We start from the raw sequence: 11,258 nt of genomic DNA on the forward strand, positions 1-11,258 counted from the left end.
GCCAGCGCCTTGCACGCAGCTATGCTTTGGGCGTGATCCCACGAATTGGAAAAAAGATGCCAGAAGCGCCGCACCGTCAACTGTTCAGAGACTACCCGCTGGATGGCGCGCTGCTGCGTTTTCACCCGGAAAGCGGCACCAGCATCCGCATTGAAAACGCTGAAACCCGGCATCTGCAGCGCGTGGCCCCCCGGGTGGCCATGTTTGGCATTACCAATAAATGCAATCTGAGCTGTGACTTCTGCTCACGCGATGTGCAGCGCGAGAGCGCATGGACGGTCGATTCCGCCGCGCAGGTGCTGCAAGACCTGAGCGCAGCCGGTGTGTTGGAGGTTGCGTTTGGCGGCGGCGAGCCTTTTGTCTTTCGCGGCTTTGCCGATCTGGTTCAGCAGCTGCATGAAACCACGCCGCTGGCGCTGAATGTCACCACCAATGGCCTGCTGATTCGCCCAGGCAGCTTTGCGGCGTATGCGGGCCGCTTGGGGCAGGTGCGCATCTCTCTTTATGACGACCCGCGCTGGCGCTATACGGCGCAGGTTTTGTCCGGCTATGGGCAAAGATGGGGCGCTAATCTGCTGGTCGATGCGGCAGTGCTGACTATGCTGCCCAGTCTGCTGGGGGAGTTGGCGGCACTGGGTTGCCACGATGTGTCGCTGCTCTCGTATATCGGTGCCGATATGCGCAGGCATTTGACGGCTGAGGGGCGGCTGCAACTGGCGGCCATGGTGCAGGATGCTCCGCTGCCTTGCCGCCTTTCTGTGTGCTTTGGCGATACCGTTCCATTGCCTCGCTTGTTTGATGGAGCGGACGGTAGCGGGGACTGCGGCGCGGGCGTGGATTTTGTGTCCATCACTCCTGATCAGCGCATGCAGGGTTGCTCGTTCCACGATGGCGGCCTGCCCGCGCGCAATGCGCAGGAGATTCTGGCGGGCTGGCAGCATCAGCGCTCGCATCTGGCCCAGCCCAGTTTGCGTCATGGCTGTGCGGGCCGCAAACGGACTGGCGTGCCGCAAACGCAGCGCGCCCATGCCGCGGCGCCATCCATACGGGTGTGGCAGGCGTTTTCGGGCAATAACAGTGGCGAATGTGTGATGGTGGCCAAGTTCGACACCATTAGCGATGCCAACAGCTATCTGGCGCAACTGCTGCCAGCCTGGAGGCCGGAAGCAGACTATGCACCTGAATGGCAGCAGCTCTTTCAGGCGCAGGCCGTGGCCGGGCCGGGGCTGGCCTATGGCGAGATGCCGCGCGATTTGCTGGCCATTGGCCGATCGGTGCTGGCAATGGGCTACGGTCTGGAAGACCAGTTCCCCGAGCTGCGGGCGCTGGCCTGGAAGCAGGGTGCAGCGTCGATGTCCGGTGGCATACACAGCCATGAGGTGACGCTGCTGGCGGCAGTGCGCGCCGCCGGTGCAGCTGAAGCCCTCAAGCTCGCTGCAGTCGAGTGGGCTGATGAATTCCAGGCCCGGCCGTTTGTTTATGGCGATACGCTGCTGCTGGCCATGGGCCTGATGGGGCAAGAGGGCGAGCTGGAGGCTTGCAAGCGCAAGCTGGAATCTTTGGCTGATGGGCGCCCTCTGGCCGTTGAAGTGCACTCTGATATTGTCAGCAGCGAGAACATGCTGGAGGTGATGAAGCGGCTCGGTGTGCAAATTCATCAGACGCCGAGGCTGGTGCTGCAGTTCTGGGATGGTGACCCTGCGGTGGCGCAGAAGAAAGCAGCGCATTTTGCCCAGATGGTGACCGAGGCCGAAGTGACTGTGGCTGCAGATTGTGTGCTGATCTCAGGCCTGAGTCGGCGCAAGAGGCTTGCGGTGCTCGCGTATCGCCAGGGGGCGACGGTCGGGGCCTTGGATACTGCTGAGCTGCAGGTGAGCGCGCGGTTGGTGCTGCCTGAGTTGCCCAGACAAAAAGGCAAGCGTGCGATGCAGCCACCCATCGACATTGAGCTATTGCAGGATGAGCTGCGGCTAAGCCTTTGGCCCGGTGAGCAGTTGCAGGTGGCGCAGGGCTACCGAGGCGCAGCCCAGGTGCGCGTGACCAGCACCCAGCCTGAGCGGGTGCTGGAGACCTTAAAGCAAGCGGCGCAAAGACTGGGCGCAACAACCCATTTCTGGGTCAGCGAGCCTCAGGCTCTGGCGATGGCTGTGCGTCGGCTGCTGGCAGAGGTTCGGGAGTAGTACGAGTGGGCCTTGCTGGCCCTCGCTTCCTGACCGAGCCAGCGACCGTAGATCAGTAGGTGTAGACGCCCTGGCCGGTCTTGCGGCCCAGACGGCCGGCGGCCACCATTTCGCGCAGCAGAAAGCAGGGGCGGTACTTGCTGTCGCCGAATTCCTTGAGGTAGACCTCCATCACGGCCAGGCAGACGTCCAGACCGATCATGTCGGCCAGGGCCAGCGGGCCAATGGGTTGGTTGCAGCCCAGCTTCATGCCGGCGTCGATGTCCTCGGCCGAGGCTGTGCCTTCGCTGAGCACCTGGAAGGCCTCGTTGATCATGGGCACCAGAATGCGGTTGACCACAAAGCCGGGAGCGTTCTTGACGGTGATGGGCGATTTGCCCAGTTTTTCCGATAGGGCCTTGACGGCATCGTGGGTGGCGTCGCTGGTCTGCAGGCCGCGGATGATCTCCACCAGGGCCATCATGGGCACGGGGTTGAAGAAATGCATGCCGATGAACTTGTCGGCACGCTGGGTGGCGGCCGCCAGCTGGGTGATGGAGATGGACGAGGTGTTGGTGGCAACGATCACGTCCTGTGCCAGCAGGGCATCGAGCTGCTTGAGGATCTTGACCTTGAGCTCGTAATTCTCGGTGGCAGCCTCGATCACCAGCTGGGCCGACTTCAGATCGTCGTAGCTGGTCGAGGTCTTGATGCGTGCCAGCGCTGCGCTCTTGTCGGCTTCGCTGATCTTTTCCTTTTTGATCAGGCGGTCCAGGCTGCCGGCCACGGTGGCCAGCCCTTTTTGCACGGCAGCGTCGGAGATGTCTACCATCACCACGTCGATGCCCGACACGGCGCAAGCCTGCGCGATGCCGTTGCCCATGGTGCCGGCGCCGATGATGCCTACGGTTTGGATTGCCATCTTTTGTGTCTCCATTCAGATAAGTGCGGTTGAACAGGAAAATGTTATCCCGGTTCTGACCGGGTTTGACCCTAGTCGGGCATGGTTGGCGTGTTAGGAGTCATCACGATGACATTGTTTTTTCTGCACGACCGTGTTTTTCCGCGTTTCGCAGCTGCAGACCTCTGGTCAGAATTTGCAGCAAAAGGAGTGCGGACATGCGTGACTATCTGGTAGTGGGAGGGGGCTCCGCGGGTGCGGTGCTGGCAGCCAGGCTCAGCGAGAACCCGCAGGTCAGCGTGACCTTGCTGGAGGCCGGTGGCGACGACAACAGCGTGCTGATCCACTGCCCGGCAGGGCTGGCGCTGATGGCCAAGCAGAAAAATTTCAACTGGGCCATGAGCACGGTGCCACAGCCCGGACTCGGTGGCCGGCGGGGCTATCAGCCGCGCGGCAAGGTGCTGGGCGGCTCCAGCTCCATCAATGCCATGATCTATCTGCGTGGTCAGCCTGCGGACTACGATTATTGGAGCGCTCAGGGCAATCCCGGCTGGGGCTGGAGCGATGTTTTGCCCTATTTTTTGAAGGCCGAATGCAATACGCGCGGCGCAGATGTGCTGCATGGCACAAGCGGCCCTTTGCATGTCTGCGATCTCTGCGACCCGAATCCGCTGGCGCAGGCCTTTGTGCGCGCAGGCGTGCAGGCCGGTCATGCGCACAATCCGGACTTCAACGGCACAGCTCAGGAAGGCGTGGGCCTGTATCAGGTCACGCACCACAAGGGCGAGCGCTGCAGTGCGGCCAAGGCTTATCTGATGCCGGTGCGCGGCAGCCGGGTCAATCTGGAAATCATCACTGGAGCCCAGGTGCGGCGGATCCTGATGGATGGGCGCAAGGCTGTCGGCGTGGAATATGTGCAGGGAGGGCATGTCAGGCAACTGCTTTGCCGGCGCGAGGTCCTGCTCTGTGCCGGCGCACTGCAGTCGCCGCAGCTGCTGATGCTCTCGGGCATAGGGCCGGGGGAGCATCTGCAGCAGTTGGGCATCGATGTCGTCCACCACCTGCCGGGAGTGGGCGAGCATCTGCACGACCATCCCGATGTGGTGCAGGTGGTCGATGGCCCGCAGATCAAGGACAGCTTCGGCATTTCGCTGGCCGGTCTCAGGAATGTCTGGCAGGGCATGAGCCGCTGGCGCCATGAGCGCCGGGGCCTGCTGACCAGCAATTTTGCCGAGGCGGGCGGTTTTATCCGCAGCGGGCCACAGGAGGCGGTGCCCGATCTGCAGCTGCATTTTGTGGTGGGAAAGCTGGTCGACCATGGACGCAAGACGCTGCTGGGTCATGGCTATTCCTGCCATGTCTGCCTGCTGCAGCCAAGGAGTCGGGGCAGCGTGAAGCTCGCCTCTGCCGATGCGGGCACCATGCCTCTCATAGACCCGGCCTTCTTTGCCGAGGCCGAGGACATGCAGCGCATGGTGCGCGGCGTACGCCGCATGCGCGAAATTCTCGATCAGCCGGCCTTGGCCCGCTTCGAGGGCCGGGAACTGGAGTATTCGGCAGGGGCGCGCAGTGACGAGGAGATCGAGCAGTTCATCCGCCGTTACGCCGACACCATCTATCACCCCGTGGGCAGCTGTCGCATGGGGCCAGGGGCGCAGGATGTGGTCGATGCCCGCTTGCTGGTGCATGGTGTGCAGGGGCTGCGCGTGGTCGATGCCTCGGTCATGCCGCGCATCGTGAGCGGCAATACGAATGCGCCGACCATCATGATTGCCGAGAAGGCGGCAGATCTGATCAAGGCCGCGTACTGACTCAGGCCAGCGGAGCCAGGTCTGAGGGGGCATGATCCTCGCCGGGCGGAGGTGTCAGAGTGGTGCATTCCACCCTTCCCCGGCCCTGATTCTTGGCTTGTTGCAGGGCGGCTGCGGCATGGCTGGCCAGCTCGTTGAGGCTCAGGCTCTTCCAGGCTGAGGGGACCAGGGCACAACCCGCGCTGAAGTCCAGATCCATCTGCAGTTCGTACTGCGCGCCGATCTGGAATGCGGACTGGATGCGGGTCAGCAGCGACATGACACCCAATTGGTCGGCGTGAATCAGCAGGCAAAAGGATTCACCCTGCCATCTGGCCACGACCTCGTCACCGCGCATCTGCTTTCGCAGGGTGCGTGACATGAGCTGCAGCGCCGCGTCTCCGGCCTGATAGCCATGGCGGCTGTTGACCCGGGAAAAGTGATCCATGTCGATCAAAATCAAGGCCAGCGGCAGGCCTTCGCGTCGAGCTCTGCTCAGCATGAGGCGGGCCTGGTTCTTGATGGCCTGGCGCAGCGGCAGGCCGGTCAGGCTGTCTTCTGGTGCGTTTGCGGATCGCTGGCGGACTTCTTCGTCACGGCAGGCCATCAGGATCGATACAAAGAAAATGGCGGAACCCATGGGGATCAGCCACGAAAGCAGCATATGTGGGCTGGGTTCCTCCGCAAAGCTGTGCAGCCAAGGCGCGTACAAGGTGAAGTAGCCGCGTATGACCAGAATGCTTGCGACGCAAAGGCCCGCACCTAGTAGCAGATAACGCCAGGCCGTGGCCGAATTGGTTTGCGGCGACAGGGTCAGGCAGACCAGAGTGACAAGGCTCAAACCGTAGCTGATATTGAACCAAGCCAGCCGGTAGGGTTTGCTCTCGATCAGAACCAGCACGCCCGCAAGTGTCAGCAGGCACAGCAAGGCCAGTGAGCGGGTGAGTATCTTGTTGCGAGGTCCAAGCCAGCCCTTGAGCGCTTTATGCAGCTGCCACAGTGCACCGGTTGCAGCAGCGGCACTGGATATCGACAGCAGCGCATTCCATGTGAAGGGGAGTACCTGCCCGGAGCAGAAGACGAGCAACCAGGCCAGCCCCTGCAAAAGCAGGAATTGCTGAGCATTTCTGGCCGCCCGGCTCATTTGCTGACCCATAAACCATGGCAGTGCAAAAGCGACCGTCATCAAATTGACGGCCACCATCAATGTCATGGAAAACTGGTCGGCCTCCGGCATGGCTGGATTTACTGGAAGGCCACTTCGTCAAAGCTGCGCAGCTTGCGGCTGTGCAGGCGGTCGGAGCCGCCTTCGCGCAGTATGTCGACGGCACGCATGCCGATGCGCAGGTGCTGGTCCACACGCTCCCGATAGAAATGGTTGGCCATGCCTGGCAGCTTGATCTCCCCGTGCAGCGGCTTGTCGCTCACGCACAGCAAAGTGCCATAGGGCACGCGGAAGCGGAAGCCGTTGGCGGCAATGGTGGCCGACTCCATATCCAGTGCTACGGCTCGGCTCTGGCTGAAGCGGCGCTGGGGCAGGTTGTCGGGAAGCAGTTCCCAGTTGCGGTTGTCGGTGCTGGCCACGGTGCCGGTGCGCATGATGCGCTTGAGATCGGCACGCTCCATCTGCGTCACGTCGGCCACGGCCTGCTGCAGCGCGACCTGGATTTCGGCCAGCGCAGGAATCGGCACCCACAGAGGAAGCTCTTCGTCCAGCACATGGTCTTCACGCACATAGGCGTGGGCCAGCACATAGTCTCCCAGTTGCTGGCTGTTGCGCAGGCCCGCGCAGTGGCCAAGCATCATCCAGGCATGAGGGCGCAGCACGGCGATGTGGTCGGTGATGGTCTTGGCATTGGCCGGGCCCACTCCGATATTGACCATGGTGATGCCGCTATTGTCTGCGCGCACCAGGTGGTAGCCCGGCATCTGCGGCAGGCGCGGCGGCGCCGTTCCGAGCTCGTCGACGGCTTCTGCGGGCAGGCCGGCGCGGCGGGTCACCACATTGCCGGGTTCGACAAAGGCAATGTATTCGCTGTCCTCCTTGGCCATCTCGGCGTGGCCCAGGCGGATGAACTCGTCGATATAGAACTGGTAGTTGGTGAACAGCACGAAGTTCTGAAACCAGTCGGGGGCCGTGCCTGTGTAGTGGCGCAGGCGATGCAGCGAGTAATCCACGCGCGGGGCGGTGAACAGCGACAGAGGCAGGGCCTCGCCTGCCGCCGCGCGCCAGGTGCCGTTGGCGATGCCGTCGTCCATGGATTCCAGGTCGGGCAGATCGAACACATCGCGCATCAGCATGCGCCGCTCTGGCGAGAGCGAGCCTTCGATATGGTCGTTGTCGGCGAACGAGAAATGAATCGGGATGGGCTTGTCGCTGAGGCCCACTTCGATGGGGACCTGGTGGTGCAGGATCAGCAGGCGCAGTTGCTCGCCGAAGTAGCTGGCAAACAGGTCGGGCCGGGTCAGCGTGGCCTCGTAGGTGCCTGGGCCTTCCACAAAGCCGTAGGTCAGCTTGGTATCGGCTTGCGCCACCGTGGTGGTCTTGATACGTACAAACGGGTAGTACGCATGAATGGGCGCGGCCGGAGTCTCACCCGCCACGAAACGCTGCATGGCAGCTCGCAGATGGTCGATTTGCTCGCGGTACAGCTGCTGCACATGGGCCAGTGCCTGAGGGGCATCCGTATGAAACATGCTGCTGCTCTTATGAGAGGGTGTCGGTGTATTCGAGGCCATGCACTATTGTCTTTGTAGCAGTTGACAGTGTTGCGACATCCATGCCGAAGCCTGCTCGGCAGGTAATGGCGCTGACACGAGAAACCCTTGCATCATGGCACAGCCCATCTCTCTCAGAAGTTGCAGCTGTTCAGTGCTTTCCACACCCTCGGCCAGAATCTCCAGATGCAGGCTCTGTCCCATCTGCACGATGGCATTGACAATGGCGGCTGCATCCGGGTTGTGGGGCAGATCGGTCACGAACGAACGGTCGATCTTGAGCCGGTCTATGGGGTGCTTGCGCAGATAGGCAAGAGACGAGTAGCCGGTACCGAAATCATCGATCGCCAGTCCCACGCCAAGTGTCTTGAGGGCATGCAGAGTCTGCTGCATCTGGTTGCCCGAGAGCATCAACGTGGTTTCTGTGACCTCGATGTGCAGATAACAGGCGTCCAGTCCCGTGTCGGCCAGTGCCTGTGCCACTTCCTTGACGACATCGCGCTGGCGGAATTCCTGCGCCGACAGGTTGACTGCCACCGGGATAGGGGGAAATCCCTGCTGCTGCCAGGCACGGGCTTGACGACAGGCCTGATAGAGCACCCAGCGGTCCACGGCTGCGATCAGTCCTCGGTTTTCGGCAAAGCCGATGAATTCGTCGGGCGAGACCAGGCCACGGTGCGGGTGCTTCCAGCGTACCAGGGCTTCGAAGCCTGAAAGCTCGCCCGTCTGCATGAGGATCTGTGGCTGGTAATGCAGCTCGAACTCGCCGCGTTCCACAGCGTTGCGCAGCATTTGCTCCTGCATCAGCATGCGTGTGGCCCGGCTTTCGAGCGCAGGAGTGTAGAACTGGGAGAAGCTGCGGCCGTGACTCTTGGCCATCTGCATGGCGGCCTCGGCATTGCTCAGCAGGGACGCCGGACATTTCCCGTCCTTGGGATACATGGCGATGCCGACACTCACGGAAATCACCAGTTGAGTCCCTTCGATCAGGTAGGGGGCCTCTGCCGTGGCCCGAAGTCGCGTCAGCAGGGCCTCTGTCTCCAGCAGGCCGGGGTTGTCAGGCAGCACGACCACAAAGTCGTCGCTGCCGGTGCGGGCCACGATGTCCTGAGCACCTACAGTGCTTCGCAGCCGCTTTGCAAGCTCGCACAGCAGCAGATCTCCAGCCTGATGACTGAGCGAATCATTCACCGCCTTGAATTGGTCCAGGTCCAGCGACAGCACCGCCAGTCGTGATTCTTCGCCGGCAGCCCTGGCGATGGCATCGGCCAGCAAATGGTTCAGACGTGCCCGATTGGGCAGATGTGTCAGCAGGTCATGCTGGGTCAGATAGTCCATGTGCTGCCGGGTCTGAAGGCTTGCGGTCAGGTCGCGCAGCAGGACGATGCGATGCCTGTCCTTTTCTCCAGGCATGGTGGAGGCCTCTATCTCGACGGGGATGAGCTGGCCGTTTTTGTGAATGATCACGGACTCGAGGCGATCTTCTCGCTCGCTGCGCATGTTCTGCAGCGCCCGCAGGCGCGCTTCAGGTGCCACATAATCGAGAACCGGCGTGCCGCACAGCTCGCCAAGCGAGTAGCCAACCAGCCGGGCAAGTGCGTCATTGCCGTCCGTGATGATTCCGTCACGATGCAGCACGATGGCCTCGGTGGTGATGGCTGCGAATTTGCGCATGCGCTCTTCGCTGTCGCGTATCTGCTGTGTCGCCAGATGGTGGTGGCTGACATCGGTCATCAGCGCTACAACGCCCTTGAGTACGCCTTTTTCCTCATGAGGGCGCAGTACCGCCTCGATGTGTTGCAGCCGACCAATCTCGTTTTCGACCTGGCGGGTGTAGCGCAGCGTCTGAGTGTTGTCGACGGCCACGGAGTCCAGATAAGGCTCGATCTGTGCCCAGACCAGTTCGCCCACAATGTCACGCACATCCATGCCCACTATGGTTTGCATGGTGTGGCCAAAGTGCTCTGCATAGCGCGCGTTGGCAAAGCGGCAGGCGCGTGTGTCGGCATCAAAATAAGCCAGCATGGCGGGCGCTGTATCGGCCACCAGTCGAAGAATGGCGTCCTCATCCCTCGGTTGCTGTGCTATCAACGTATCAGGCATGCGCCTCCCTTGTTTCTGGGAGTATTTATATAGGAATCAGATCGGCCTCGACCATGACATGTCCATCACGATAAGGGATTGTGAATTGCTTTTCAGACAATTTGCAAAGACTATTGATGTATCAAAGCACTTAGTGATATAGAGGCTCAGGAACCCAAACATGCTCAAATCCGACCTCTCGAATTCTTCCGAATGGCTGCAGCCGCACAATCTGCTGCGTCTATCCGTGGTGGTGGCACTGCTCACCATCGTTCTCAAGACCCTGGCCTGGTGGCTGACCGGCTCGGTAGGCCTGCTGTCCGATGCGCTGGAGTCTTTTGTGAATCTGGCCGGTGCCATGTTCGCGCTGACCATGGTGACCGTGGCCAAGCGGCCGGCGGACACCGAACACCCTTACGGACATTACAAGGCGGAGTACTTCTCGGCCGGCTTCGAGGGCGTGCTGGTCATAGGCGCCAGCCTGGCGATTGCCTGGGCCGCACTGTCGCGACTGTGGAACCCGCAGCCCCTGGAACAGTTGAGCTGGGGCCTGATGCTGTCGCTGCTCAGCACGGTCTTCAACGGGCTGCTGGCCTGGGTCATGCTGCGCTCCTCGCGCAAATACCGCTCCATGGCACTGGAGGGCGATGCACGGCATCTGCTGACCGATGTCTGGACCTCGGTGGGCGTGGTGGCCGGTCTGTTGGCCGCCGCCTTGACCGGCTGGCTGTGGGTGGATGCGCTGGTGGCTCTGGCAGTGGCCGTGCATATCTGCGTACAGGGTGTGCAACTGGTCTGGCAGTCCTCGCAAGGACTGATGGATCAGGCGCTGGATGCGCCTCAGCGCCTGCGGATCGACACTTTGCTGGACAGCTTCGCCAAGCGCAGCGAAGGAGTGAGCTTTGACAATATCTCCAGCCGCCAGGCGGGGGAGCGCAGCTTTGTGGACTTCCACATGCATGTTCCCGGCCAGTGGAGCGTTCAGAGGGCGGCACAATTGCGCTCCGAGATTGAAGCCGCGCTGCTGCAGGCCATACCAGGCCTGTATGCCCGCATCGAGCTGCTGCCCATGGGCATGAACACGGCCAGCGAAGTGGCTGACGGAGAGCAGGGCAGCGCAGTACAAGGCGTGGCCAAGGAAGGTTTAAGTACATGATGAGTGTGGTTCAGCGCGTCAAGCAGGCGCGCGTGGAGGTTGGCGGTCGAATTACGGGCCAGATCGACCAGGGCTTGCTGGCGCTGGTCTGTGCCGAGCGCGGCGATACCGAGGCTGAGGCCGACAAGTTGCTGGCCAAGATGCTCAAGCTGCGCATCTTCAGCGACGAGGCCGGCAAGATGAACAAAAGCCTGCAGGACATTGGCGGAGGGCTGCTGGTGGTCAGCCAGTTCACGCTCGCGGCCGACACCAGGGGCGGCAATCGCCCCAGCTTCACGGCCGCCGCCGAGCCTGGCGAAGGTCGGCGCCTCTACGACTACTTTGTGGACCAGGCCAGGGTGGCCCACCCTCAGGTGCAGACCGGCGAGTTCGCCGCCGACATGCAGGTGCATCTGGTCAATGACGGGCCCGTGACCATCCCCATGCGCATGGAGCCTCAGGTATAGGCGAAG

At 61.8% G+C, this 11,258-nt stretch carries 8 protein-coding genes; 4 read left to right on the top strand and 4 right to left on the bottom strand.

The window, feature by feature from the left end; all coding sequences use genetic code 11:
* Positions 1 to 56 precede the first annotated feature (56 nt).
* Entirely contained in the window at positions 57 to 2,180 is a 2,124-nt protein-coding gene (locus QYQ99_RS14975; protein ID WP_302088895.1) for a radical SAM protein, read from the top strand.
* A 52-nt stretch (positions 2,181 to 2,232) separates the two neighbouring features.
* On the opposite strand, the gene QYQ99_RS14980 is transcribed toward QYQ99_RS14975, so the two are convergent.
* Positions 2,233 to 3,081, bottom strand: a complete 849-nt coding sequence (locus QYQ99_RS14980; RefSeq protein ID WP_302088896.1) for a 3-hydroxybutyryl-CoA dehydrogenase — start codon at positions 3,079 to 3,081, stop codon at positions 2,233 to 2,235.
* Positions 3,082 to 3,278: 197 nt separating this feature from the next.
* On the opposite strand from QYQ99_RS14980, the gene QYQ99_RS14985 reads away from it, so the two are divergent.
* Complete coding sequence (locus tag QYQ99_RS14985; protein ID WP_302088897.1) at positions 3,279 to 4,871, top strand: GMC family oxidoreductase; 1,593 nt, start codon at positions 3,279 to 3,281, stop codon at positions 4,869 to 4,871.
* 1 nt (position 4,872) lies between these two features.
* Here the strand turns inward: QYQ99_RS14985 and QYQ99_RS14990 are convergent, their stop codons facing one another.
* From QYQ99_RS14990 to QYQ99_RS15000, 3 genes are read right to left on the bottom strand one after another with little or no spacing between them, the layout of a single operon-like run.
* Positions 4,873 to 6,087, bottom strand: coding sequence for a GGDEF domain-containing protein (locus QYQ99_RS14990; RefSeq protein ID WP_302088898.1), 1,215 nt, complete (start codon positions 6,085 to 6,087; stop codon positions 4,873 to 4,875).
* 8 nt (positions 6,088 to 6,095) lie between these two features.
* Positions 6,096 to 7,547, bottom strand: a complete 1,452-nt coding sequence (locus tag QYQ99_RS14995; RefSeq protein WP_034354761.1) for an AMP nucleosidase — start codon at positions 7,545 to 7,547, stop codon at positions 6,096 to 6,098.
* A gap of 45 nt (positions 7,548 to 7,592) precedes the next feature.
* On the bottom strand, positions 7,593 to 9,593 hold the full coding sequence (locus QYQ99_RS15000; RefSeq protein ID WP_367882855.1) for a putative bifunctional diguanylate cyclase/phosphodiesterase: 2,001 nt from the start codon (positions 9,591 to 9,593) through the stop codon (positions 7,593 to 7,595).
* A gap of 238 nt (positions 9,594 to 9,831) precedes the next feature.
* Here QYQ99_RS15000 and QYQ99_RS15005 point away from each other — a divergent pair, with 238 nt between their 5' ends.
* Entirely contained in the window at positions 9,832 to 10,806 is a 975-nt protein-coding gene (locus tag QYQ99_RS15005; RefSeq protein ID WP_302088900.1) for a cation diffusion facilitator family transporter, read from the top strand.
* A complete protein-coding gene (dtd, locus tag QYQ99_RS15010; protein WP_302088901.1) occupies positions 10,803 to 11,252 on the top strand; it encodes a D-aminoacyl-tRNA deacylase in 450 nt (149 codons plus the stop codon). Before QYQ99_RS15005 ends, dtd begins: the two co-directional genes overlap by 4 nt.
* Positions 11,253 to 11,258 lie beyond the last annotated feature (6 nt).

Source organism: Comamonas testosteroni, from assembly GCF_030505195.1.
GTDB classification, from domain to species: Bacteria; Pseudomonadota; Gammaproteobacteria; order Burkholderiales; family Burkholderiaceae_C; genus Comamonas; species Comamonas testosteroni_G.